The following is a 24,917-nucleotide window of genomic DNA, read 5'->3' as shown; positions in this document are numbered from 1 at the left end:
AAGACCAATTTCTTGGCCGGAGTGATCGGGGACTTGTCGACCACGCCGACAGGCGGCAGATCGGGATCGGTCCGCAGATATTCGATTGTCGCCATCGGCCTACTCTCCTGTAAAACGCGCAGGATCTTGCTGAAACACGTGACAACGTATCCGATCGATGATCGCCGTCGTGCCGATTCCGGCCGCCGGGCGAGCAGCGTGAAATATTGTTCATGTGTCAGCCGTCACCTTGTGATAGCCGAACGTATGCTGCCATGCGGTTCGAAGAAGGTCCACGTCCGCCCTGGAGGAGGGCTGTGTTGCGTGCCGATCCCGTCGCCCGGGTCCGTCGCCGGACGCTGCTCGGGTCGGTGCTGGCCGCTCCGCTGCTGGCGACCGGAGGCTGCGGCTCCGATGACGACGCGCTGACGTTCTTCTTCCAGGCCAGGCCGGAAGAGGCGCGGGTGCGGCTGAAGATCATCGACGAGTTCCGGAAACGACACCCGGACATCCGGATTCGCACCATCATGTCGGGTCCGGACCCGATGCAGCAGATGCTCACCTATTGCGCGGGCGGCAAGTGCCCGGACGTGCTGATGGCCTGGGAGCTGCTGTATTCCGGCTTGGCCGAGCGCGGAGTGCTGCTGGATCTGAACACGCTGCTGGAGCGCGATCCGCAGTACGCGGCCCACTTGCGCGCCGACAGCTACCCGGCGCTGTACGACACTTTCAACTACGCCGGTGGCCAGTACGCCCTTCCCGAGCAATGGTCCGGAGTGTTCCTGTACTACAACCGGCAATCGTTCGCCGATGCGGGGATCACCCCGCCCGCTCGCTGGCGTGACGCCTGGTCGTTCGACGAGTTCCTGGCCGCCGCCCGCGCTGTGACCGAGCACGATTCCTCCGGGCGGACCCGGTGGGGCTTCGCCGACGCCTGGGTGCCCTACTTCTCGGCAGCCTGCTTCGGCATGAACAACGGCGCCGAGTGGTTCACACCGTCGGTGAATCCGACCAGAACCAATATCGGTGATCCGAGGTTCGCCGAAGGATTCCAGTTCTACGCCGACCTCGCGGTACGCCACCGCGTGGCGCCGAAGGCCGCCGATACGCTGTCGGTTTCGGCGCCGGACCTGTTCCGGCGGGGACGGGCGGCGATGGCCTTGGGCGGGCATTGGCTGTACTCCGAATTCGCCGGGCACGACGATCTCGCCATCGACGTCACGGTACTGCCGGTGGGTCCGCGCGGCGGTCCCGGCGCCATTACCGACGTCGGCAGCACGGGACTGTCCATTGCCGCGGACAGTCCGCGCATCGAACAAGCTTGGGAGTTCGTCAAATTCGCGACCGGGCCGGTGGGACAGGAGATTATCGCCGCGTCCGGTCTGTTCGTTCCGGTGCTGAAGTCCGCCATGAGTTCGCCGGGATTCGCCGCCGCGCACCGCGAGATCCGGAATATCGAGGTGTTCACCGAGGGCCCGGCCAACTCGCGGCCCCTGCCGGTGACACCCGTTTGGGGCAAGGTTTCCGCACTGCTCGAGCGGGGCTCCAACCGCGTCCTGCGCGGCGCCGCCACCGCTGATTCCTTGGACGGCCGCTTCGCTTCCGACGTCGACGCCCTCTTGGAGGCACGATGAGCCGGTCGCAAACCGCGGGCAAAGCCGCGTGTTGTGCCCCGTCCCGCTTGGCGCGGCGACGGGAACGCGCCGGTTGGGCATTCGTCGCGCCCAATGTGGGGGCCGTAGCGGTTTTCTTGTTGTTTCCGTTGGGCTTTTCGCTCTACCTGAGTTTTCATTCGTGGGACCTGTTCGGTCCCATGCGGTTCGTCGGCCTGGACAACTATCGGAGGCTGTTCGGATCCGATCCGCTGTTTCTCATCGCGGTGCGCAACACGGCCGTTTTCACAGTGCTCACATTGGTGCCCACCGTGGTGATCGGACTCGCGGTAGCCGCCGTGCTGAACCGAAAGCTACCCGGTATCGGCGTTTTTCGGACGATCGCGTTTCTGCCGTTGGTCGCTTCCGCGGTCGCAATGGCGGTGGTGTGGCGGTTCCTGTTCACCGATGACGGTCTGCTGAACGTCGCGCTCGGCTGGTTCGGCATCGACGCGGTGCCGTGGCTGACCGACCCGGACTGGGCGCTGGTGTCGCTGAGCATCGTCACCGTATGGAAGAGCGTGCCGTTCGCGACGGTCATCCTGCTCGCCGCCATGCAGGGTGTGCCGGAGACGCTCTACGAAGCCGCGAAGATCGATGGCGCGGGCGCGCTGCGGCGGTTCTCCGCCATCACCCTGCCGCTGATTCGAGGGCCGCTGTCGTTCGTCTTCATCATCACGATCATCAATTCGGTGCAGGCCTTCGATCAGGCGTACGCGCTGACCGGCGGCAACGGAGGTCCGGAGACGGGCACCTACTTGCTGGGGATCATGCTGTTCCAGAACGCTTTCGGCTTCTACGAGGTGGGCTACGCCTCTGCGCTTGCCTGGGTCATCTTCGCGATGCTTTTCCTGCTGACACTGCTGCAACTGCGGATGGCCCGGCGGGCGGAGGTCGAGCAATGAACGCTGTCGAGGTGGTGCGCCGAGCGTTGCCGGTGCGGCGCGGCGGCGCGGTTGTCGCGCGTGGCCGGGTCGAGCGGGCGATCATGCGGCGGGTGGTCCGCGGGGCCTCGGTGTACGCCGCGCTGGCCGGCATCGCGTGGTGTGCGCTCCTGCCGATCCTGTGGGCGGTGTCGGGCTCGCTGAAGCGGGACGGTGAGATCGCCGACGCCGCGTTCCTTCCGGAACGGCCGCAGTGGTCCAACTACGGGAAGGTCTTCGACCTCGTGCCGTTGGGGCGGATGCTGCTCAACACCACGGTCTACGCGCTGTGCGTTACGGCGGGGCAGGTCTTCTTCTGCTCGCTGGCCGGTTATGCGTTCGCGCGCTTGCGCTTTCGCGGTCGCGACATGCTTTTCCTCGCCTACCTCGCGACGCTGATGGTGCCGCTGACCGTGACGGTGATTCCCCAGTTCCTGCTGATGCGCGCGTTCGGCTGGGTGGACACCCCGTGGGCGATGATCGTGCCCGGCCTCTTCGGCAGCGCGTTCGGGACCTATCTGATGCGCCAGTTCTTCCGCACGCTGCCCACCGAACTGGAGGAGGCCGCCATCCTGGACGGCTGCACGACCTGGCAGGTCTACTGGCGGGTCCTGCTGCCGCACACCCGTCCGGCCCTCATGGTGCTCGCCGTGCTCACCTGGATCACCGTGTGGAACGACTTCCTCTGGCCGCTGGTCATGATCCAGCGTGAGGACGTCGCCACCGCGACACTGGGTCTGGTCCGGCTGCAAGGCCAGTACCACACCCAGTGGCCGATACTCATGGCCGCCGCGGTCGTCATCCTGATTCCGCTGCTGGTGATCTACGCGATCGCCCAGCGTGCGTTCATCCGCGGCATCGCGATGTCGGGGCTCGGCGGTCGTTGAACTCAGGCGCCCCAGTAGGTGCCGAAGCTCCAGAGGTTGCCCTCCGGGTCGCGCACGGTGAACCCGCGCGAGCCGTAGTCCTCGTCGCGCAGGCCGCGGACCACCTCGGCGCCCGCGGCGGTGGCTCGGTCGAACAGGGCGTCAGGGTCCGCACAGACCAGATAGACGGAGTCGGTGCCGGGCGGGCGGGTGCCGAACGGGCTGTCGTCCTTGCCCGCCGAGCCGAACATGATGCCGCCGCCGAGTGGCCAGCGCAGTTCCGCGTGTTCGACGATGGACGGATCGTCCTCGCGGGCGTAGCGCGCGGTCTCCCGGAATCCGAATGTCTCGACCAGGAACGTGGCCATCGCGCGGGCGTCGCGGAAGGTCAGGGTGGGCCAGACGGCGGTGCGGGTGCTGGTTTCGGTAGTTGTCGGGTTCGTCATGCCGTTCATCGTCATCCGGCGACATCCTCGGAGGCTTGGACGGATGGAACCTCCTCGGCCAGCCACGCCGTCGGGCTCGTTCCCGCCAGGTCGGCGAAATCGCGATCGAGATGGGCCTGGTCGTAGTAGCCGCAGGCGGCGGCCACCTGAGCGATGGTGATGTAGGAGGGGGTGTGCGCGAGCATCCGCCGGGCCCGCTCGAAACGGATGATCCGCGCCGCGAGTTTCGGGCTCGAGCCGAACTCGCGATTGAACCGGCGGGTCAGATGCTGCCTGCTCCACCCGATCCGATCGGCCAGCGGGCCGACCGCGACGCCGCCGCCGGAACGGACCAAGGCGTGCCATGCCCAAGCCAGTTCGGGACCGACCACACGATCGGGGTCGGTGAGCGCCGAGAGCACCCGGTTGCAGGCGGCGAAGCGTTCCGGCCACGTCGGCGCGTGCTGCAACCGTTCCCATAGCTCCGTGCCCACCGGCCCGACCACGTCGGCGAATTCGACCGACGTGTCCCACAGCGCCGCAGCCGGCATGCCGAACAGGGTCCGGCAGCCCAGCGGCGTCAACTCCACGGCCACCCCTTCCTGGTAGCCGTCGTGCGCGATCAGCGCGGTGCTCGCCTGCAGACCGCTCAGCACGCAGCGGTAGTTCTGCGGAGACTTGCGCGGATCGGTTTGCTCGACGACATCGATGGTGGGACCGATGGCAACGATGAAAGTCATATGCCGCGACGGCAATCCGCGATGGATCGACGCGGCGAACCCGGACATGCGGTAGCCGATGTAGCGGTCGATGAACGCCGCGAGCATAGGTGCCGGACGCGCCGTCACCACCTCCGTGGTCGGCTCCATACCGGTCACGCTACGCCGCGCGTGTGCTACCGCAAGGTGAACTCCGGGTCAGTTCGCGACGTTGACGTGCTTGTGGAGCGCCGCTTCGGTGGTGGCCAGGTCCAGCAGACAGGTCGCCAGATCGTCGCGGGTGACGCGGATGCCGAACAGCACGTTGCGCTCGACCGCGGTGCGGTAGGACCCCTTCGCCGCGTTGTCGGTGAGCTGTGGTGCGCGGACGATCGTCCAGTCGAGCGCCGAATCACGGACCGCCTGCTCGGCGGCGGCCATATCAGCAAGGCTGTGCCGCAGGAGCGGATGCAGGATGAGCGGTTTCACCACGAAGCGGGTGAACCAATCATCGCCCGGCCCGGGGACTCCGGCGCTGTTGCTGACCAGGACGAGTCGCTGCGCGCCCGCTAGTTCCATCGCCTTGCTGATCGACAGTGCCGCGTCCGTGCAGACCGAGGTGGGGCCTTTCTCTCGGGATCCGATGGTGCTCAACACGGCGTCGGCGCCACGAACCGATTCGACGATGTCCGCGGGATTCATTGCGTCGGCCACCACGACGCGCAACCGCGGATGGTCCGGCATCGAGTGTTTTCCCCGGGCGACCGCCGTGACTTCGTGCCCTGCTGTCAGTGCCTGGCGAACAAGTCGCGTGCCCGTATTGCCGGTCGCTCCGAAGACGGTGATTCGCATGGGTGCTCCTGGTTGGTGAGTGCTCACTAACCTATGATTGGTGAGTACTTACTAACTTGTCAACCGGGAGCAGTGATGGGTACGCGCGACCAGATCCTCGACGCGGCGGCGGAGATCATGCGCAACCGCGGTGTGGTGTACGCCACGACCAAGGAGATCGCCAAAGCTGCCGGATATTCCGAGGCCACGCTCTACAAGCACTTCAGCGATAAGGAGGACATCATCCTCAACGTCCTCCGCCACCGGATGCCTACTCCGGCTTCCGCGCCGCCCCAGCCCGGGACGGCCGCCGTAGCCGACAATCTCACCGCTATGGCCCGCGCCGCGCTGAGCTTCTACCAGCAGTCGCTCCCGTTGCTCGGTGGTCTGCTCGCGCAGCCGGAACGCATGGCCGCGCATCGTAATTCGATGCAGCGTCACGGGGCTGGACCGGGTCATGCCATCGCGGGTATCGCGGAATACCTGCGTGCCGAGCGCGAACTCGGCCGCATCAGCGCCGAAACCGATGTGATCGCCGCGGCGTCCCTGCTCGACGGCGCCTGCTTCCATCAGGCGTTTCTGCGCTACTACCAGTCCGGTCCGGACGCCGAACCGGCATCGGATGAAGTCGCTCGCAGTCTGGCGCGGACTCTGGTTCGTGGCCTCGGCTCATCTGCTGGCGGTGCGTCGAGCTGATCCGCACGGAAGTCGTCGATGGCGGGAATCTCTCCGCGCGTGGCATCCGACGGTGAGATCGACCACTACAGCGTGTAGTTGAGTCGGGTCGGGCGCTACCGTTGCCTCTTCTAACGATTTCTGGAGGTGCGATGCGGCGGGTGCAATACGAGCGCAGCGGTGGTCCCGAGGTGCTCGAGCTCGTCTCGGTCGAGGTTCCGACGCCAGGGCCGGGTGAGCTCCTGGTCCGCGTCGAGGCGGTCGGGGTGACCCTGCCGGTGGTGCGGAAGGTGCGCGAGCAGCGGGAACCGATCGCGCTGGGCGGGGAGATCGCCGGTGAGGTGGTCGCGGTAGGCGAGGGCGTTGACGGGTACGCGCCCGGCTACCGCGTGACGGGACTGGTGTTCGGGCACGGTTATGCCGACTATGCGCTGCTCTCGGCCGCTATGGCCTCGCCGATTCCCGACGGAGCTTCCTCCGTCGACGCGGTCGCGCTGGTGCGCAGCGGACTGGTAGCGCTCGGTGCGCTCGACGCCGCGTCACCGAAGGAGGGGGAGACTGCGCTCATCACCGCCGCCGCGAGCGGCGTCGGCCACCTTGCGGTCCAGCTGGCGCGGGTGCGTGGCGCGGCACGGGTGGTCGGCGCGGTGTCCGATCTCGCCAAGGCGGAGTTCGTGCAGAAGCTCGGCGCCGACGACGTGGTCGAGTACGACCAGGAGTCCTGGGGTGCGCCCGCCGACTACGTCCTCGATGCCGTCGGCGGCGACCTGCTCACGCCCGCGATCGCCGCCCTTGCTCCCGGTGGGCGCTTGGTCGCCTACAGCTCCGGCGGCGGCACCATCCAGGCATACGACCTGCTCGTCGGCGCGAAATCGGTGATCGGCTTCCAAATGGCCCGCATCGCCCAGGACCAACCGGACGTCTACGAGCACTGGCGCCAAGAACTGTGGCAGTACTTCGCGTCCGGCCAGCTGCACCCGGCCATCCACGCCGAATTCGCCCTGGAAGACGCCCCCACGGCCCACACCGTCATCGAGAACCGCGCCAACCTCGGCAAAGTCATCCTCACCCCCTGAATGAACCGCGCGAGTGGCACATGGTTGCGGTGAAGTCCGAGAAGACCTCTCCACCATGTGCCACTCACGGCAGGAGTCCGCGCGCCGCGTAGACTCTGTTCCTCGTGAGTCTCACCCTCGGAATCGTCGGCCTGCCCAACGTCGGAAAGTCGACGCTGTTCAACGCGTTGACCAAGAACGACGTGCTCGCCGCGAACTACCCGTTCGCGACCATCGAGCCCAACATCGGCGTCGTTCCGCTGCCCGACCCGAGGCTGAACAAGCTGGCCGAGATCTTCGGCTCCGAACGCATCGTGCCCGCCACCGTGTCGTTCGTCGACATCGCCGGCATCGTGAAGGGCGCCTCCGAGGGCGCGGGCCTTGGCAACAAGTTCCTCGCCAACATCCGCGAGGCCGACGCCATCTGCCAGGTGGTGCGCGTCTTCGCCGACGACGATGTGGTGCACGTCGACGGCCGCGTCGACCCCTCCGCCGACATCGAGGTGATCGAGACCGAGCTCATCCTCGCCGACCTGCAAACCCTGGAGAAGGCGGTTGTCCGCCTGGAGAAGGAAGCCAAGGTCAAGAAGGACCGCAAACCGGTCGCCGACGCAGCCAAGGCCGCCCAGGAGATCCTGAACAACGGCACCACCCTGTTCGCCGCGGCCGACAAGGTGGACAGCGAACTCCTCACAGAGCTTTCCCTCCTCACCACCAAGCCCTTCCTCTACGTCTTCAACGCCGACGAGTCGGTCCTCACCGACGAAGCGAAGGTCGCCGAGCTGAAAGCCTCCGTCGCCCCGGCAGATTCGGTCTTCCTCGACGCCAAGGTGGAAGCCGAACTCCTCGAACTCGACGAGGAATCCGCCCTCGAACTCCTCGAGTCCATCGGCCAAACCGAACCGGGCTTGCACGCCCTGGCGCGCGCCGGCTTCCACACCCTCGGCCTCCAGACCTACCTCACCGCAGGCCCGAAAGAGGCCCGCGCCTGGACGATTCACCAAGGCGACACCGCCCCCAAGGCCGCCGGCGTCATCCACACCGACTTCGAACGCGGCTTCATCAAGGCCGAGGTCGTCGCCTACAACGACCTGGTCGAGGCCGGTTCCATGGCCGCCGCCAAAGCCGCAGGCAAGGTCCGCATGGAAGGCAAGGACTACGTCATGGCCGACGGCGACGTGGTCGAGTTCCGCAGCGGATTAGCGTCTGCGAAGAAGTAAGGCGGTGCGGGTATCGCTGCTGGTAGAGACTCTGCTGAGCCCCCATTCGGTGTCCGGGTGGGGGCTCAGCCGTTCGGTTGACACTGTGGGATGGCTGGTTCGGTTAGCGCGGTATGCGGCATTTCCGTGCGTTCACGCCAGATGCGGAGCCAGGATCGCCGCGCCTGCACGTACGGCGGCCCGGTCGGTGTCGTCCTGCCGCGTCAACGCCCCGGGGCAACCACCTCGGGCGCTGCGCCTGTTCCCGAATCAGCGCAGGGATATCGAGCTCGATCCCCGGGACGGCACCGGCTACGGCCAGGTGGTCCACACGCTCTGGCCGACCGAGGCGTCGTCCCGCTCGACACGGTATGTGACACCTACGGTTCGCCGGCGAGGTGATCGGCGGTCCGGCCGGCTCCCGAGTCTCGCACCCCCGCGAAGTCGGGCAGTTCGACGCCGTTGATCGCGCGTTCGACCAGCTCGGCGAACCACTCTCCGGTGAAATCGGGGCCCGGCTCGGCATCCGGCCCGGAGACGTCGCGGCTGCGGGCGTTCAATCGGGCGATCTCCTGGTTGGCCTGGACGAACGAGCGCATCCGCCCCTCGTAGGCGGCGAACCCGGCCTCCGGGTCCCACCCGGCGGCGGCCAGTTCACCGGCCAGCAGGTAGGCGCCGACCAGGGCCAGCCCGGTGCCTTGCCCGGACATCGGCGACGAGCTGAACGCCGCGTCCCCGAGCAGCCCCACCCGCCCGCTCGACCAGCGGTCCATCACCACCTGGGCGACCTGGTCGAGGTAGAAGTCCGGGGTGTCGTCCAGATGCGCGAGGATGGCGGGGGTCAACCAGCCCATGCCGGCCATCCGCTTGCGCAGCAGGCGCTTCTGGGCCGCGATGTCGCGGTAGTCGACGACGAGGTCGGCCGCGGGGAAGGAGAACATGGCCATCGCCCGGGTGGCGTCCTGGATGGGCCGCAGGCCGGCCGAGCGCCCGGACTCCTGGTACTCGATCAGCCACTTGTCCAGCCCGAACTCGTTGGGCACGCTGTAAAAGGCCAGCACGTGCCCGAGATGGCGGACGAACTGCTCGTGCGGCCCGAAAACCATTGTGCGCAGCGCCGAATGCAGCCCGTCCGCCCCGACCACCAGCTCGAAACGCCGCCGATCGCCACCCGCGAAAGCCACGTCGACCCCGTCCGTGTCCTGGGTGAGTTCGGCGATCCGGTCGCCGAAGACGTACTCGACACCGTCGCGGGTGTCGTCGTAGAGCACCTGCGACAAGTCACCGCGCAGGATCTCGATCTCCGCGATGAATCCGTCGCCGCCGTCGTCGTCCGCGCGATAGGTCTCCAGCACGTTGCCGTCCACGTCCACGGTGTGCGCGCCGATGGTCTGGGTGCAGGCCGCGCGCACCGCCGGGTCCAGCCCCATCCGCCGGATGACCTCCTTGGTCACTCCGCGCGCGTCCACCGCCTGCCCACCCGGACGCAACGCGGGAGCCCGCTCCACCACGGTCACTTCGGCCCCCCGCCGACGCAACCAGTGGGCCAGCGCGGGCCCCGCGATACTCGCCCCCGCCACCAACACCCTTGTCCCGCTCACTGCGCCTCCCGCTCCCGCCGGATCACTGTCCGGATCCATTGCTTCTGCTCTGACCCACCGCTGTCGGTGTATCCAGAGGTATCGACGACGGATTCACCCAGAATTCATCGGTGCAGCCGAGATCGTGTCCACGTTCCTGCGAACATCCTGAATCGGATTATCGAGCGATCAACCCGCAGAACCTGCAAATCTGGCTCGCGTCGGAGAAGGACCAGCCTGCCTGATGACCAGCTCCATTGGGACATGGGCGTGTTCGTGGTAGCGATCGACCTGCTCGCATGAAAGCCGCTACCAGTACTGGTGCTGTTTTCCGTCGGTGTCGGCGATGAAGATGACCGCGTCGGCGCCGTCCAAGTCTGCCGGGTCGAGCGGGATGTGGCCGGGCACGATCGGTTTGCCCGTGCCGATCGACGGAGGAAGCGCGGTGCGCAGGGCCGGTGCCGGGAACAGGGCACGGTGGGTGGTCGCCTCGGCCAACACATGCTGTAGGGTGCCCGGATCGCTGTCGGTGCTGGCGTCGGTTGCCAGGAACAGGTAGCGCTCGCCGAGGGTGAACCTCACGAGCGCGCCAGCGCTGCACCAGTTCACGTCCTCCTCGCCGACCGACATGGCGGACTGCGCACCGTGGAGGTGGACGTTGTGCGCGAACACCAGGCTCGGCCCGCGTTGCTGCTCTTGGGCCACGATCGCGAACAGGTTCTCGGCCATCATCTCGGCGCGCAGGCTGAGCAAGGTCGCGATGCGACCCGGTGCGGGGCTGGCCATGGCCGCGTGATAGCGCAGCAGGCCTTGGGCAGTGCGCGCGTGCGCGACGGCGTGGTCGTAGCCGGTCGGGTCGGCGGGACGCAGGCGGGGTGCCGCGCGGCGCAGCGTGCTGGCGAGGTCGTCGGCGACGATACGCAGGGCGCGAGCGCGGTCGGAGTCGCCGACGGACGCCGCCGGGTCGAACATGGCCGCCTCGTTCGTCCAGTCCGCGTCCTCGCCGAGCAGCGCGTCGAGGTCGCGGACTGATTCGGGACGCAGCGCCTCGGGTAGGTAGTCGGTGGCCCAGGACAGTGCGCGCCGCGGGCTCGGCGCGCCGGAGAACTCCACCGGCGCATCGCAGCCGTAGAAGCGAACCAGGTCCGACGGTGCGCGGCCGGCGTTGTAGGCGCGGAGCCATTCGACGAGTTCACGGTTGCCCGGCACGGCGCCGAACCCGTGGCTGAACCCGGTCGCGAGCACCTCGTCGATCTCCGCCGTTCCCCCGCGCACGTAGTCGTCGACAACGGACGCGGCGAAAACGTCGGTCTCCAGCACGATCGACCGGTACCCCCGGTCGACGAGGTGGCCGAGGAGTTCGTTGCGCAGCACTGGGAACGCCTCGATCCCGTGGATCGGCTCACCGAGGGCGAGCAGGGTCGGCGGCTCGGTCCGCGCGCCGAGCAGTTCGTCGACGGCGCGGCCCAGGCTGGCCGGGTCGTCGAGTTGGCGGCCGACTCCACGCAGTGATGCGGCAGTTGACATGAACACCCCTTTCCGAAGGAACTTCCTTCGACCGTATCGTTGAAGATTCGGGTGAAACTTTTGCGACTTTTACCTGAGACACAGAGATCAAAGCCTCAATCGGAGGTGCAAGCTGCGGCCCATCGACCTCGCCCGGGAACACGGGTTGTCCGCACAGGCGATCCGCAACTACGACGACGCGGGCATCCTCCCGCCGACTGAGCGCAGCGAGACCGGTTACAGGCGCTACACGCCCCTGCACGCGCAGGCCCTACGCGCCTTCCTCGCCTTGCGCCGTGGCCACGGACATCAGCAGGCAATGGAGATCATGCGCGCGACCAACCACGGCGACACCGAGTCCGCCTACCGGCTCATCGACGCCGCGCACGTCGCGCTGCTCGCCGAACGCGACACCCGCACCGAGGTCGCAACGGCCCTGGGCAGCCTGTCCACCACGACACCGACCCCTGTCCACGGCCGACCGCTGACCGTGGGCGAACTCGCGCGCCGGCTCCGCGTGCACCCGGCCACGCTGCGTACCTGGGAGACCCAGGGCATCCTGCGCCCTGAACGCGACCGCGCAACGGGTTACCGCGAATACGGACCGGACTGCGTACGCGACGCCGAGATCGCACGGCAGCTGCGCCGGGGCGGCTACCTGCTGCCCCAGGTCGCCCAATTCATCGATGCACTGCGCAAGGCGGGCGGGAAGGACGCGTTGAGCGCCTTCCTCGACTCCTGGCAGGACCGGCTGACCACGCGCAGCCGCAACCTTCTCACCGGCGCGGCCCAGCTCGATACCTACCTCACCATGCTCGATCAGACGTAGCAGGGCGGGCGACGACGTAGTGATGGCAGGGTTCATATTCGCGGGTAGACCTGTCGTGCTCGTGGCCCCGGCCATCCCCCAACCCGCGAACTCAGCCGACGACGGCGCCGAACCACCGCGGCAGCTGCTCGAGCAGATCCCGCTGATCCTCACCGACCCACGCTACGTGGCCGTCCGGCCGCAGCAGCACGGCGGGCACGTCCAGTTCCTCACTGACGTCGACGACGTGGTCGACCCGATCCGCCCACCCCGCAATCGAAAGCAGGCCGGTCTGGTCGAGCAGCAGCCCGCGGCCGCCGTGCATCAGCTCGTACAGGCGGCCCCGCTTCAGCCCCACGTCCCGCATGCGCGTGCCGAGCAGGTCATGCCCCTCGCCGAAGTCGTAGCGCACACCCATCGCGGTGATCTTCTCGATCAGGTACCGGTTCACCTCCTCGAAGTCCATCAATGTCGACACCAGCCGGCGCACTGCCCGGGGACCCGGCTCAGTGGACATCAGCTCGATCTGCGCACGCGTGTTGTCCAGCACGTCGGCGGCCACCGGGTGCCGTTCGCTGTGGTAGCTGTCCAGCAGCCCCTCCGGCGCCCAGCCGGCGACCTCGGCCGCCAGTTTCCAGCCCAGGTTGAACGCGTCCTGGACACCGAGATTGAGCCCCTGCCCGCCGGTCGGCGGGTGGATGTGCGCCGCGTCGCCGGCCAGTAGCACCCGGCCGACCCGGTAGCGCTCGGCCTGCCGGGTGGCGTCGCCGAAGCGGGACAGCCAGCGCGGTGAGTGCACGCCGAAGTCGGTGCCGGCGATTGCCCGCAGCTGGTGCTTGAACTCCTCGAGGGTCGGCGGGACCGAGCGGTCCTCGGTCACTCCCTCGGCGGGCACGACGACGCGGTACACCGCTTCCCCGAAGGGCATGGCGCCGAACCGTTTCTGGGTCTTGCGGACTTCGCCGACCACGGCGGCCAGCGTCTCCGGTGACACGGCCACCTCCATCTCGCCCAGCAGCGTCTCGACCCTGGTGGGCTCACCGGGGAAGCCGACGCCGAGCAGCTTGCGCACCGTGCTGCGGCCGCCGTCGCAGCCGACGAGGTAGCGCGAGCGCAGCTGCGTGCCGTCGGCCAGCTCGGCGGTCACCCCGTGGTCGTCCTGGCTCAGCCCGACCAGCTGGCAGCCGCGCCGGATCTCGGTGCCGAGCTCGATGGCGCGCTCGGCCAGCAGGCGATCGGTGGTGGTCTGCGGGATGCCCAGCACATTGGCATGCGCGGTGTCCATCCGCTCGGGCGAGGGCTTGTCGATACCGGCGAAGAAACCGCCGAGCGGGTACTGCTTGCCGTGCGCGAGAAACCTTTCCAGCAAACCGCGCTGGTCCATCACCTCGATGCTGCGCACGTGCAGACCGAGCGCCCGGACAAACCTGGTCGGCTCCGCCTCCTTCTCCAGCACGAGCACCTGCACACCGTGCAGGCGCAACTCACCGGCCAGCAACAAGCCGGTCGGTCCACCGCCAGCAACGATTACGTCGAACATGAACCGTCCATTCCCTGAGATTGCGTTTCGGCCAGCTGCTCCGCACGATCCGGTGGCGCACACCCGCGAGCACACCTACGTCGCGAATCCCTGATTCCCGCAGGTTCTGGCTACGGCCGGAGATTCTGCGGCATGACCCGGGTCTTGCCGCAAGCCCCCGGGTGCGCTATATGTTGAGAGTGGCAAGGAGTGAGCAACCTCCTTGCCTTTGCTTTTGTGCGGTTGTTCGGCGCTGACGCCTGACCGATACGGCTCAGTCGAATTCGCGTATCCATGGTCGATCCTGAGCCGCATCGCGGGATGGATATCCAGAATGTCGAGTTCGCTCGGAGGCACCCAACCTGCTTGTGTCGATCCGAGCTCGTTCGCGGCGGCGTTCAGGGCTGTGATCGCAACTGGGCTCGACTACCGCGAGACGTTTCAGATCTTTCGCCCTGGGTTCGACCTCGATAAGGAACGGCAGGCGCGGGCTGACGCCGGCCAGGCAGAGTGGTTCGGCGCGGGTGAGGACGTCCGGCCCGCGTCTTCGAAGTTTCGGGATATGGGTGCTCGGGTTGGTGTCGTAATGAACTGGCGGGCATCGTCGCGGCTGGGAACGGGTGACGGTTAGCGGATTGCGGAAACCCAATCGAACCAGTCCGGTGAGGGTTGCGAGTCGCAAAACGATTGCGCTGTCGGCGCAGACGGACGATCCGGTCGGCTTGCTGCTCGATCAGGTTGAGCGGGCCCAGGCGGAGGCGGTCATCGTGCCGGGGCGTGTGCATCTCGACGGTCACATCGGGCGGGTGATGCGGCGCGCCGTGTCATCTTCGATGTCGATGTCGATGACGTCGAGGCTCGATGGCCGCTTACAACTGTGATCGATAGGGTCCCTGGGCAAGCTCTTGCCAGCCGTTCGCGTCAACAGAAGTGCCCAGCGAGCCCGGCACCGAAACAAGCTATTGCGCAGGGGGTGACGTGGGCGACGGCTACATAGCGGACGTGAGCGGTCGCGACCAAGTGCCCGAGATGACCGTTGACGTGCGCTGGGCGGCTCAGTCCGGATGCGCTTGTCGCGCCGCCGCAGCTGCTGGACATGGCAGCCGATCTGGGCTTGCTGTTCGGGCCGACTCCTTGCCCCGTCCGACGACGGACAACCGCGACCCGATTGCTCGTCGGGTCGAACGGTTTTCGATGACGGGTTATCTTTTCGGTCTCGGCCGAGGCGGTCGTCGCGTTCGACGGAGAAACGTGGACGGCCGGAGCTGCTCCGGCGCGCTGCGTCTGGAACACTCGATCGTCGGAAAGGTTCTTTGCTGATGCTCCGTCGTTTCACGACCCAAGCGCCCGCCGCGGCGCAGCCTGTGGATGATCTGGTGGCCGGTGCTCTGCCGGACCGGGTGCAGATCGCGCATGAGCGGTTGGCGCACCAGGACGATCCGGCACTGCTGGAAGCATTGTCGGAGCGAGAGCTCGCCGCGTCTCGCGAGTTGGCCGAGCTCGTGCGTGACTATGAACGCCACGAGCAGCGGGCGCGTATCCAGGCGGCCGCCGATGCCGCGGAGCGGGTCCGGCGCACCGCGGCCGAATTGGCCGAACGTGAGGCCGCCGACCTGCTGCGGGCCGCGCAGGCGATCGGGGAGCAGCGGCACAGCAGCAGCCCGCACGCGAAAGTCGCTCGTCTGCACCAGCGCAAACCGCGTGTGCTGGGACTGCTCGCCGGTGTGGTCGGGTTCTCGATGCTGTTCTCCGCCGTCACGGTGCAGCAGAACATCGCACCTACCGGCGGCGCGGCCAATCCGATGTTCTGGCTGTCGTACGGCCTGGAAGCCTTGATCAGCGCGGTACTCATCGCGCTGATGCTGTCCACCGCCGATACCGCCGAGTGGGGTGTGATCGACCGGCTGTGGCAGGTGTACACCGTCGAGGGCGTCCTGCTGACAGCGAGCATCGCGTTGAACACGTTCCCCTACTTCAGGACAGGCGACGTGGCCGGCATCGGGATCCATATGATCGCGCCGATCATGATCGGCGTCGCGCTCGTCACACACCGGCTCGTCGCCGAGCGATACGGGCGGGCGATAGAGCAAGCGACCACGGCCGTACCCGACCATGAAGATCTCCAGGAGCGGCTGGCGGCGCTCACCCAGGTCGGCGGAGCCGCGAATCAGATCCTGCCGAGCATCCTCACCCAGCAGCCCACGACCGCGCGCCGCGCTGGCGAGCGCGCTGCCGGTGCCGCCGACCAGCCCGCCGACGCTACGGAGACCCCGGATCCCCCACGGCAACCTCGCATCGACGCCGCTCAGCACGAACGGAGCACCGCGGAGCAGTCCACCGCCGAGGCCGAAATCCCTGCACCTGGTGCCGATCCCGCTGCCATGGCGCCCGCGCCGCCCTTCACTGAGCTGTGGCTCGCTACAACACCGCTTCCCCCGGCCGAACGGCCTCCCGTGGTGCCCGCGAGCGGGCCGGAAGCATCTGCCGATGCCAGTGCGGATGAAGCTGAGCTGGATGCACGGTTGGCGGCGGCGGTGCGAAAGACACTGCACCGGATCCGGATCAGCGAGCATCCAGAGGAGCCCGTGCCTGCCGAGCATTTGGCGGAGCGCGTGCCCGCCGAGCGCCTGGCGGAGCGTGTGCCTGCCGAGCACCCAGCGCAGCGTGTGCCTGCCGAGCGCCTGGCGGAGCGCGTGCCCGCCGAGCGTCCAGCACAGCCCGTGCTCGCCGAGAACCCGCCGCAGCGTCTCCTCGCTGTTCCGTATGAGCGGACCTCCCCTGGTTCCGCTGGGACGGAGGAGGAACATGTCGCTGGTGCGGAGACGGCCGAGACGCACTCCGAATCGATCGCGCTCGACGAGTGGGAGCCGATGACCACGCGTGTCGCCGAGGACCGGGCAACGCACACGGGAGACAGCGATCGCCAGGCCCGCCTGGATCAGGACACACTGATCGCAGCCGGACCGATCGCGCACGAAACCGGAGACGCCCTCGCCGCAACCACACCGCGTGTGGCCGACGAGCCCGAGCTCACTGCCAGGTAACCCGACGTCCCTTCTGGTCAGCGCTGCAGTGTCTTGCCGCCGTTTCTTTCACAGCACCTGCTCGACGTGGTAAGCGACGCCGCCGTCCACCACGTAACCCGATCCGACGCAGACGATGTCGTTGAGCCAGGAGTATCGGCTCGAGCCGGTTTCGAACAGCGGATTCGTCCGGAAGTAGTAGCGCGACGGGTCGATTTGGGATTTCTTGACCGGATCCGCTAGCTCGGCCCGCACCTCGGGTGGTGTGACCCACCGGCCGCCGTAGCTCATGTGCACCAGTTCGTCGTCGTGGGTGCGCAGGGTCAGCCGCACGTCCAGCGCCATCGTGCCGTCCGGCCGGAACAACGCCCAGTCGCCGCCACCGGCGATCACGTCACCGCGGAGTCTCGGACCTTCGAAAGACCCACCGGCCGCACCGAACAGAATTCTGCGACCGAAGGGACCGTCGCCGATATTCAACTGCGGGTTCAGATCCACGACGACATCGAACAAGGGGGTTGTCGCGATCGTGCCGACGGTTTTCACGCGCGCGTCCACGGTCATGGTCGATCTCCTATCTCGACTTCCCGGCTGGGGTTCTCGCCGAACAGCTTGTGCCGCACCGCATCTGTGGACACACCGGATCGAGCGCACAGGACGGATAGGTCGAACCAGAACCGTTCGCTTGCGATCAGATCGTCGGCGAAGGTGAACTGGATGAACACCGGCACCTGCGCACGTCTGCCGTTGGGTTCGACACCGAATCGATTGCCCGTCATGGTCATCCACGCGGTGCCCCAGCAGACCAATGTCTCGCCGTCGTCCGCGTGACCGTCCAGCTCGACGTGATAGTCCGGGAACGCGGCGAAGAACCTCGCCAGTACCTTTTCGTTCTCCGCCCGGCCTCGGACCACCGTCCCGAATGCCGGTGTCTCCAGCGCCATCTCGGGATGCAGGAGCGTCATGGCCGCGGGCAGGTCTTGCTTGCTCTTCGCAATGGCCAAGGCTTGCGCCAGTTCGAACATGCGCCGACTTTCCATGGATCATCCCTCCGATCGACCGCCTGGGAACTAATAATACGGTCGACCGTATGCATACACAAGAGGTGTCCGCGACTGTAGCGGCGTGGCGACGCATCCCGGGCAGGGCCCCGAAGCTCGAGCCAGGTTGTCAACCTTTTTTCGGGCATGTTTCCTCGAGAAGCTTCACGTCGACCTGATCGCCGAATGCACGTAGCGTCGAATTCGTGAAAGTTCCCGCACACCTGCCCACGACCGCGGGCGAGCTGCGCTCGGCCGGATATCTGCCGCGTGGGGTGAAGACCGAGATTCGCGAGAATCTGCTGACGCTCTTGGGTTCCGGCGGCGAGCCGTGGCCCGGCATCGTCGGCTTCGACCGGACCGTTGTGCCGCAGCTGGAGCGCGCGTTGCTCGCTGGGCACGATATCGTGTTGCTAGGGGAGCGCGGTCAGGGCAAGACCCGGCTGCTGCGCACGTTGGTCGGCCTGCTGGACGAGTGGACGCCGGTGATCGCGGGGGCCGAACTGGGCGAGCACCCGCTCGAGCCGATCAGCCCGCAAGGGCGTCGGCTGGCGGCCGAGTTCGGCGACGACTTGCCCGTCGCGTGGCGGTACCGCTCGGAGCGGTACGCGGAGAAGCTCGCTACACCGGACACGTCCGTCAGTGACCTGATCGGTGACGTCGACCCGGTCAAGGTGGCCGAGGGGCGCAGTCTCGGCGATCCGGAGACCATCCATTTCGGGCTCGTGCCGCGCGCCCATCGCGGCATCGTCGCGATCAACGAGCTGCCCGACCTCGCCGAACGCATCCAGGTCGCGCTGCTGAACGTGATGGAGGAACGCGACATCCAGGTGCGCGGCTATACCCTGCGCCTGCCGCTGGACGTGCTGCTCGTCGCGACCGCCAACCCGGAGGACTACACCAACCGCGGCCGGATCATCACGCCACTGAAAGACCGGTTCGGCGCGGAGATCCGCACCCACTATCCGCTCACCGTCGAGGCCGAAGTGGCCCTCGTGCGCCAAGAGGCCGAACTGGTGGCCGAGGTGGGCGATCCGCTGATCGAGGTGCTGGCCAGGTTCGTGCGGCAACTTCGCGAATCGTCCGCGATCGACCAGCGGTCCGGAGTGTCCGCGCGATTCGCGGTCGCCGCCGCCGAAACGGTGGCCGCCGCGGCGCTGCGCAGGTCCGCGGTGACCGGCGAGCGTCCCGCTGTCGCTCGTCCCGTCGACCTGGAATCCGTGCCCGCGGTGTTGCGCGGCAAGCTGGAGTTCGAGTCCGGCGAAGAGGGACGGGAGCAGGAACATCTCACGCACCTGCTGCGGCGCTCGTTCGCCGAGACCGCGCGGGCGCTGCTCGGCGGACTGAACCTGCGGCCGTTGGCCGAGGCGGTCGGCGACGGTCACCTGGTCACCACCGGTGAACGGGTGCCGGGCGAGGAGGTCCTGTCCGCGTTGCCCGAGCTGCCGGTCCTGCACGAGGTCGCCGGTCGGCTCGGCGTCGCCGCCACCGATCCGCCGCCTCGGATCGCCTCGGCCGTCGAGTTCGCTTTGGAAGCCCTCTATCTGGCTCGCCAGATCGCCAAGGACTCCGACGACGGTATGGCGGTGTACGGGCGATGACCGCTCCCAGCGAGGCATCGTGACCTCCGCCGATCGCTACTCCTACGGGCCCTATCACGACGGGCCCGATCCACTGGCGCCTCCGCTGGACCTGCGGGAGGCGCTGGACCGGATCGGACGCGAGGTGATGGAGGGCAGTTCGCCGCGCAGCGCATTGCAGGAGATGTTGCGGCGCGGCACCAGCACCGTGCCCGGGCTGGAGGAGCTGACCCGCCGAGTGTGGCAGCGCCGCTCGGAGATCTCCCGGCGACATCGGCTGGACGGCACGTTGCAACAGGTCCGCGAACTGCTGAACGAGGCTCTGGACGCCGAGCGCGGCGCCCTGTTCCCCGATCCGTCCGATGACGCCAGGTTCGCCGAAGCGCAGCTGGACGCATTGCCGTCGAGCACGGCCGCCGCGGTCAACGAACTCGCCGACTACCGCTGGCGCTCGAAAACCGGCCGGGAGAACTACCAGAAGATCCGCGACCTGCTCGGCCGGGAACTGCTGGAATCCCGTTTCCAGGGCATGAAGCAAGCGCTGCGCAACACCACGCCCGAGGACGTCGAGCGGGTCGGACGAATGCTGTCCGACCTGAACGAGCTGCTCGCGGCCCATGCGCGGGGCGAGAACACCGAGCGGCGATTCGCCGATTTCATGGCCGAGCACGGCGAGTTCTTCCCCGAGAACCCGCGCGACACCGAAGAACTGATCGATGCGCTCGCCTCCCGCGCCGCCGCCGCGCAACGCATGATGAACTCGATGTCCGAGCAGCAGCGAGCGGAGCTGGCCGAGCTGATCGGCCAGGCGTTCGGCGACCCGGGGATCGCCCAGCAGGTCGCGGCGCTGGACGGGAATCTGCGGGCGCTGCGTCCGGGCGAGGACTGGGTCTCCGGGCGGCGGTTCCGCGGCGAGGACCCGTTGGGTCTCGGTACCGGCGCGCAAGCCCTGCAGGACCTCGCCGAACTGGACGCGCTCGCCGAGCAGCTCGCCCAGTCCTACCCCGGGGCCAGGTTGGAGGACATCGACCTGGACGCCTTGGCCCGCCATCTCGGCGACCAAGCGAGCGTGGACGCGGGCCGGCTGGCCGAGTTGGAGCGGGAACTGCGCGGGCAAGGTCTGTTCGAACGCGCGCAGGACGGCTCGCTCCGTTTGACGCCCAAGGCTTTACGGCGACTCGGCGAGGTGGCGCTGCGTGATGTCGTCGGGCGGTTGCGATCTCGGCGCGGCGAGCGGGACACGGCCTTGGCCGGTGCGGCCGGCGAGCCGACCGGTGCGGCGCGAGCGTGGCGGTTCGGCGATACCGAACCGTGGGACGTGTCGAGGACCGTGCGCAACGCCGTGCTGCGATCGGCGTCGACGGGCAGTCGCCGGGTGACGCTGGACGTTTCCGACGTCGAGATCATGGAAACCGAGCAGCGGTCAAGGGCGGCCGTGGCGTTGTGCGTCGATACCTCTTGGTCGATGGTGCAGGACGGCAGATGGGTGCCGATGAAGCGCACCGCCCTCGCCCTGCACCACTTGATCGGCACCCGATTTCGTTCCGACGCGCTGGGCGTGATCACGTTCGGCCGGTATGCGACGACGGTCGACATCGGCGAACTGACCGCGCTGGAAGGCGTGTGGGAGCAAGGCACCAATCTGCACCACGCACTGCTGCTCGCCGCGGCGCACCTGCGCAGGCATCCGGACGCCGTGCCCGTCGTACTCGTCGTCACCGATGGCGAGCCCACGGCCCATCTGGAGCCGGACGGCGAGGCGTACTTCAACTGGCCGCCCGAGGCGCGCACGCTGGCCGCGACGATGGCCCAGGTGGACGCCCTGGCCGAACTGGGCGCGTCGGTAACGGTGTTCATGCTCGGCGACAACCCGAGACTGGCCGCGTTCGTCGACCTGATGGCCCGCCGCAGCGGCGGCCGCGTCGTAGCGCCCGACCTCGACGGTCTGGGCGCGGCGGTGGTCAGCGACTACTTGCGCGGGAGACGCGGCTGACGGACGTCGCACGCGGCTCATCGCAAGGGATTCCGGTCAGAGGCCGGACGGCAGGGCCTGTTGGCTCTACACTCGTCGCGTGTCTGTTCGTCGGCTGGTCGCTGTGTCCCTGTTCGTCTTGTTGACCCCGATCGGGGCTGCCTGCACGGCAGAAGGGCAGGGCACGAAGACCGACTGCGCGGTGAGTGGTTGCACGGTCACGTTCGATCGGGGTGTGGACGCGAAAGCGAGCATTCTGGGTATCGAGGCGAAACTCGTTGCGGTGAACGGCAATGTGGTCACCCTGTCGGTGGCTGGTCAGGAGCTCACCGTTCCGGTCGGCGAAACCCAGTCCGCGGATGGGCGCACCGTTACGGTGCAGGAAGTCACCAACGACAAGGTCGTGGTCAAGCTTTCCACCGGCATCACGGGCGGCTGAGGTCCTCCACTCGTTACCCGCGGACCTCGCTTCACTCTGCCGACACCGAGTCGGTAGCTGGGCTCAGGCACCAACTGGCCCGTGGCAAATCCACTGCGTCACCGCTGATCCCGCGTGCGGTCTCGACGACGAGCATCGGCTGGGTCACGCGTTGTCGAGCCGGAGCAGCTGAGCGTCTCTTTCGAGGATTCATGTGCTCATGCCCGTCGGCAGGAAATGAAAACCGAAAGGTATTGAATACCGGGAAGTATTGAATACCGAAAGGTATTTCTTACCTTCTTCCAGCGGAAACGATTTTTACCGGAAATTTCTCCCGAAATTGCTGTACAGCGCTCGGCTGTCGTGTGTAGCGTCTGGAACCCGTAAACACCCGCACATGACAAGTGGTGGCGCGTGATCGGTATTGACGGCTGTCTGAAACGCATCATGGACATTCCCGGTGCGCGCAGTGTGACGTTGGTGGACGGCGCGAGCGGTTTGGCGATCGCCGCAGCCGGGGTGCACGAGCTGGTCGATCAGCACGAGGACGCCGCGGCCACCACCGATGTGGTGCGCGCGGTGCTCGGCTGTTCCGCGCTGTCCACCGGACACGACGGCGACGACGTCACCGAAATCATCGTCTGCGGGACGAGTGGTTATCACCTGCTGAATCTGGTGAACGGCGACTTCGACGGACGGCTTTTCGTGCATGTGTTGTTCGACGAGGACACCGGGAATCTGGCGATGGCGCGATTCCAGCTCCGGGGAATTCTCGCCGAATTGGCTGAGGATGGGTATGGGTGTTGAGCTCGCGGTCGAATTGCGGCGGCTGGAAGAGGAAGGACGCACCGGCGTGCTGCACGCCGCGGACGGCGCGTTTCATCTCGCCGACGGCGCGATCGTCTCCGCCGACTGCGGCCGCACGACCGGACTGGACCGGTTGGTGATCGAGGCGGGCGTGGCGACCGCCGAGGACTGGCAGCGTGCCCGAGCCGGAGATCCCGGTCGCGTGCTGGGGCGGCCACGGCTGGAAACCCTGGCACTGCTGTCGGTGTTCGATGCCGCCTACTTTTTGCTGGCCTCACCCGCAGTCCCAGAGTTCCGGCCCGCGCCGCCACACTGGCTCGCGCCCGTCTGTCACATCGCGCCGCGTGCGCTCGTTCACGAGTGCGCCCGGCGCGGCGATCCGGAGTGGGGGCCGTGGTCGGCGGAACTGGTCGACCGCGCCCCTGTCGTACCCGTGCGCCGTGTGCGACGACGGCGCGTGGTACTCACCGGCGGCCAAGCCGAGGTGCTGGCCGCCGCCGATGCCCGGCGCAGTATCGCGGAGATCGGCCGCGAACTCGCTCGCACCACCTATGGCTGTCTGATGGCGGTGCGGGATCTGACCGCGGCCGGGCTGATCGAGCAGCCTGTCGCGACGCCCCCTCCCGTCGAACCGATGAGGCCTGAGCCGGAAGCGGTAATTCCCGTAGCGGCCGGAGGATCAGGTCGGCTTCCTCGTCGCCGAGTCCGGCGGTCGGAAGCATCGGTGCCCGTCCCGGACCGCTTGGAGCCGCCGGACCGTGACCTACTCGTCCGCCTGCGGGCGGCTTTGGAGGAGCTCGCGTGACCACGCGGAAGAAACGGCTCGGCGAACTGATGGGAAGGTTGACCAAGGTGGGGATGTCCGGACCCGAACCGAACGCGGCGGTGCTGACCGAACTGAAGGCGCTGCGCGACCGCGTCCCTCGGCTGACCGGCGCGCTGGTGGCGTCCAACGACGGGCTGCTCGTCGCGCACGATCTGCCCACGCACATCGAGCCCAACGGGATGGCCGCGATGGCCGCCTCGCAGCTGGCGCTGTCGCACCGGCTGGCCGCCACTGCGCACGGCGGCGGGTTCAGCGAGGTCGTGGTGCACGGCACCGGCGGGCACGTGGTCATCTACGCGGCGGGCTGGACCTCATTGACCGTGCTGGCGAGCCCCGAAGTGAACATCGGTCGGCTGCATCTGGAATCGCGTCCGGCGGCGCGCGCGATCGCCGACCTTCTGATGCCGGTGGCGAACGACTCCGGAAAAGAACAGGCAACGAAAACCCACTGAAAGGAACGGATATGTCCAATATGGATCTGGCTCTCAAAGACATGATGGTGATCGATGGCGCGATCGGCGCCGCCGTCGTCGACTACAACAGCGGGATGGCCCTCGGGATGCTCGGCAGTTCCAAGTCCCTGGATCTCCAGATCGCCGGCGCGGGCAACACCGAGGTCGTGCGCGCCAAGCTGCGCACCATGGACCAGCTGGGGCTCAAGGACGACATCGAGGACATCCTCATCACGCTGTCCGGCCAGTACCACATCATCCGGCCGATGACCGGCCGCAAGTCCAAGGGCCTGTTCCTCTACCTCGCCCTGGACCGGGGCCGGGCGAACCTTGCGCTGGCCAGGCACCGCCTGAAGGGGATCGAAGAGGATCTGGAAGTGTGAACCCTTCCTGCGGGCCCCGCGCCCGAGTGCGGGTCGGAGGACACCGACTTGACCTAAACCTTTATTCGGGTTCGACGCTGTGTTGTGCAACGAAATGCGTCGAAGGGAATGTGCCATGCCTGACAACCCGATTCAGCTCGCTGTGATCATCGGCAGCACACGCGCGGGCCGCTTCGGCCCGACTGTGGCCAATTGGTTCACCGAGCATGCCGACCGTCGTGATGACGTCGTGGTCGACGTCGTCGATCTGGCCGAAACACCGTTGCCGGAACGGCTTTCCAGCCAACCCGAGCCGGAGGAGGCCCGAGCGCTGCAGACAGTCAGCCCGAGACTTGCCGCGGCGGAGGCGTTCGTCGTGGTGACACCGGAGTACAACCACAGCTATCCGGCGTCGGTCAAGAACGCGATCGACTGGCATTTCACCGAGTGGCGGGCCAAGCCGGTCGGTTTCGTCTCCTATGGCGGCCTTTCCGGTGGTTTGCGTGCCGTGGAGCACCTCAGGCACGTGTTCGCCGAACTGCACGCGGTCACCGTGCGCGACACGGTGAGCTTCCACGATGTCGGTAAGCAGTTCGATGCCGCGGGGAGGCCGAGGTACCCGGAGATGCCTGTCGCCGCCGCCGATCAGCTGCTCGACCAGCTCGTCTGGTGGGGATGGGCGCTCCGGTCGGCGCTCGCCGAACGTCCCTATCCCGCCTGA

The 24,917-nt window shown here is 67.4% G+C and carries 25 protein-coding genes; 17 read left to right on the top strand and 8 right to left on the bottom strand.

Annotated features, from left to right (window positions below; all coding sequences use genetic code 11):
• Positions 1 to 299 precede the first annotated feature (299 nt).
• The 3 genes from AB0M45_RS27500 to AB0M45_RS27490 all read left to right on the top strand — a co-directional run bounded on the left by AB0M45_RS27500 (position 300) and on the right by AB0M45_RS27490 (position 3,441).
• Positions 300 to 1,613, top strand: coding sequence for a sugar ABC transporter substrate-binding protein (locus AB0M45_RS27500; protein WP_364335138.1), 1,314 nt, complete (start codon positions 300 to 302; stop codon positions 1,611 to 1,613).
• A gap of 47 nt (positions 1,614 to 1,660) precedes the next feature.
• Positions 1,661 to 2,536 carry a sugar ABC transporter permease gene (locus AB0M45_RS27495; protein ID WP_364335153.1) on the top strand — a complete coding sequence of 292 codons (876 nt, stop codon included), beginning with the start codon at positions 1,661 to 1,663 and terminating at the stop codon, positions 2,534 to 2,536.
• Positions 2,537 to 2,619: 83 nt separating this feature from the next.
• A complete protein-coding gene (locus tag AB0M45_RS27490) occupies positions 2,620 to 3,441 on the top strand; it encodes a carbohydrate ABC transporter permease (protein ID WP_364335151.1) in 822 nt (273 codons plus the stop codon).
• Positions 3,442 to 3,443: 2 nt separating this feature from the next.
• On the opposite strand, the gene AB0M45_RS27485 is transcribed toward AB0M45_RS27490, so the two are convergent.
• From AB0M45_RS27485 to AB0M45_RS27475, 3 genes are read right to left on the bottom strand one after another with little or no spacing between them, the layout of a single operon-like run.
• Positions 3,444 to 3,866, bottom strand: a complete 423-nt coding sequence (locus AB0M45_RS27485; RefSeq protein ID WP_364335136.1) for a VOC family protein — start codon at positions 3,864 to 3,866, stop codon at positions 3,444 to 3,446.
• An 11-nt stretch (positions 3,867 to 3,877) separates the two neighbouring features.
• Complete coding sequence (locus AB0M45_RS27480; RefSeq protein ID WP_364335134.1) at positions 3,878 to 4,714, bottom strand: helix-turn-helix domain-containing protein; 837 nt, start codon at positions 4,712 to 4,714, stop codon at positions 3,878 to 3,880.
• 48 nt (positions 4,715 to 4,762) lie between these two features.
• Positions 4,763 to 5,395 carry an NAD(P)H-binding protein gene (locus tag AB0M45_RS27475; RefSeq protein WP_364335133.1) on the bottom strand — a complete coding sequence of 211 codons (633 nt, stop codon included), beginning with the start codon at positions 5,393 to 5,395 and terminating at the stop codon, positions 4,763 to 4,765.
• A 75-nt stretch (positions 5,396 to 5,470) separates the two neighbouring features.
• Here AB0M45_RS27475 and AB0M45_RS27470 point away from each other — a divergent pair, with 75 nt between their 5' ends.
• The 3 genes from AB0M45_RS27470 (at position 5,471) to ychF (ending at position 8,324) form a co-directional block, all read left to right on the top strand.
• Positions 5,471 to 6,070: a TetR/AcrR family transcriptional regulator gene (locus tag AB0M45_RS27470; RefSeq protein ID WP_364335131.1), complete on the top strand. Its 600-nt coding sequence runs from the start codon at positions 5,471 to 5,473 to the stop codon at positions 6,068 to 6,070.
• A 131-nt stretch (positions 6,071 to 6,201) separates the two neighbouring features.
• A complete protein-coding gene (locus tag AB0M45_RS27465; RefSeq protein ID WP_364335129.1) occupies positions 6,202 to 7,125 on the top strand; it encodes a zinc-binding dehydrogenase in 924 nt (307 codons plus the stop codon).
• Between the two features lie 104 nt (positions 7,126 to 7,229).
• A complete protein-coding gene (gene ychF / locus AB0M45_RS27460) occupies positions 7,230 to 8,324 on the top strand; it encodes a redox-regulated ATPase YchF (protein ID WP_364335127.1) in 1,095 nt (364 codons plus the stop codon).
• 359 nt (positions 8,325 to 8,683) lie between these two features.
• Here ychF and AB0M45_RS27455 read toward each other — a convergent pair whose 3' ends face one another.
• Positions 8,684 to 9,904 (bottom strand): FAD-dependent monooxygenase, encoded by a 1,221-nt coding sequence (locus AB0M45_RS27455; protein ID WP_364335125.1) that lies wholly within the window; start codon positions 9,902 to 9,904, stop codon positions 8,684 to 8,686.
• A 288-nt stretch (positions 9,905 to 10,192) separates the two neighbouring features.
• A complete protein-coding gene (locus AB0M45_RS27450; protein ID WP_364335123.1) occupies positions 10,193 to 11,410 on the bottom strand; it encodes an erythromycin esterase family protein in 1,218 nt (405 codons plus the stop codon).
• Positions 11,411 to 11,522: 112 nt separating this feature from the next.
• Here AB0M45_RS27450 and AB0M45_RS27445 point away from each other — a divergent pair, with 112 nt between their 5' ends.
• Complete coding sequence (locus AB0M45_RS27445; protein ID WP_364335149.1) at positions 11,523 to 12,218, top strand: MerR family transcriptional regulator; 696 nt, start codon at positions 11,523 to 11,525, stop codon at positions 12,216 to 12,218.
• A 91-nt stretch (positions 12,219 to 12,309) separates the two neighbouring features.
• Here the strand turns inward: AB0M45_RS27445 and rox are convergent, their stop codons facing one another.
• Positions 12,310 to 13,737: a rifampin monooxygenase gene (gene rox / locus AB0M45_RS27440; RefSeq protein ID WP_364335121.1), complete on the bottom strand. Its 1,428-nt coding sequence runs from the start codon at positions 13,735 to 13,737 to the stop codon at positions 12,310 to 12,312.
• A gap of 614 nt (positions 13,738 to 14,351) precedes the next feature.
• Here rox and AB0M45_RS27435 point away from each other — a divergent pair.
• Both AB0M45_RS27435 and AB0M45_RS27430 read left to right on the top strand, forming a co-directional pair.
• A complete protein-coding gene (locus AB0M45_RS27435; protein ID WP_364335119.1) occupies positions 14,352 to 14,597 on the top strand; it encodes a hypothetical protein in 246 nt (81 codons plus the stop codon).
• Positions 14,598 to 15,035: 438 nt separating this feature from the next.
• Positions 15,036 to 16,760, top strand: a complete 1,725-nt coding sequence (locus AB0M45_RS27430) for a hypothetical protein (RefSeq protein WP_364335117.1) — start codon at positions 15,036 to 15,038, stop codon at positions 16,758 to 16,760.
• 48 nt (positions 16,761 to 16,808) lie between these two features.
• On the opposite strand, the gene AB0M45_RS27425 is transcribed toward AB0M45_RS27430, so the two are convergent.
• Together AB0M45_RS27425 and AB0M45_RS27420 are read right to left on the bottom strand one after the other, a co-directional pair.
• Positions 16,809 to 17,303 carry a DUF3237 domain-containing protein gene (locus AB0M45_RS27425; RefSeq protein ID WP_364335115.1) on the bottom strand — a complete coding sequence of 165 codons (495 nt, stop codon included), beginning with the start codon at positions 17,301 to 17,303 and terminating at the stop codon, positions 16,809 to 16,811.
• On the bottom strand, positions 17,300 to 17,779 hold the full coding sequence (locus tag AB0M45_RS27420) for a nuclear transport factor 2 family protein (protein WP_364335114.1): 480 nt from the start codon (positions 17,777 to 17,779) through the stop codon (positions 17,300 to 17,302). Before AB0M45_RS27420 ends, AB0M45_RS27425 begins: the two co-directional genes overlap by 4 nt.
• Positions 17,780 to 17,985: 206 nt before the next feature.
• Here AB0M45_RS27420 and AB0M45_RS27415 point away from each other — a divergent pair, with 206 nt between their 5' ends.
• From AB0M45_RS27415 to AB0M45_RS27380, 8 genes are all read left to right on the top strand, one after another.
• Entirely contained in the window at positions 17,986 to 19,380 is a 1,395-nt protein-coding gene (locus AB0M45_RS27415; RefSeq protein WP_364335113.1) for an ATP-binding protein, read from the top strand.
• 19 nt (positions 19,381 to 19,399) lie between these two features.
• A complete protein-coding gene (locus AB0M45_RS27410; RefSeq protein ID WP_364335111.1) occupies positions 19,400 to 21,352 on the top strand; it encodes a VWA domain-containing protein in 1,953 nt (650 codons plus the stop codon).
• 79 nt (positions 21,353 to 21,431) lie between these two features.
• Positions 21,432 to 21,770 carry a hypothetical protein gene (locus AB0M45_RS27405; protein ID WP_364335109.1) on the top strand — a complete coding sequence of 113 codons (339 nt, stop codon included), beginning with the start codon at positions 21,432 to 21,434 and terminating at the stop codon, positions 21,768 to 21,770.
• Between the two features lie 393 nt (positions 21,771 to 22,163).
• Positions 22,164 to 22,556, top strand: a complete 393-nt coding sequence (locus tag AB0M45_RS27400) for a hypothetical protein (protein WP_364335107.1) — start codon at positions 22,164 to 22,166, stop codon at positions 22,554 to 22,556.
• A complete protein-coding gene (locus AB0M45_RS27395) occupies positions 22,546 to 23,361 on the top strand; it encodes a hypothetical protein (protein ID WP_364335105.1) in 816 nt (271 codons plus the stop codon). Before AB0M45_RS27400 ends, AB0M45_RS27395 begins: the two co-directional genes overlap by 11 nt.
• Complete coding sequence (locus AB0M45_RS27390; RefSeq protein WP_364335103.1) at positions 23,358 to 23,834, top strand: roadblock/LC7 domain-containing protein; 477 nt, start codon at positions 23,358 to 23,360, stop codon at positions 23,832 to 23,834. Before AB0M45_RS27395 ends, AB0M45_RS27390 begins: the two co-directional genes overlap by 4 nt.
• 11 nt (positions 23,835 to 23,845) lie before the next feature.
• Positions 23,846 to 24,217, top strand: coding sequence for a hypothetical protein (locus tag AB0M45_RS27385; protein ID WP_364335101.1), 372 nt, complete (start codon positions 23,846 to 23,848; stop codon positions 24,215 to 24,217).
• Positions 24,218 to 24,332: 115 nt separating this feature from the next.
• Positions 24,333 to 24,917 (top strand): NAD(P)H-dependent oxidoreductase, encoded by a 585-nt coding sequence (locus AB0M45_RS27380; protein ID WP_364335099.1) that lies wholly within the window; start codon positions 24,333 to 24,335, stop codon positions 24,915 to 24,917.

The organism is Nocardia sp. NPDC051787, from assembly GCF_040681325.1.
Taxonomy (GTDB): Bacteria; Actinomycetota; Actinomycetes; order Mycobacteriales; family Mycobacteriaceae; genus Nocardia.
This window is presented reverse-complemented; position numbering and strand designations above follow the sequence as displayed.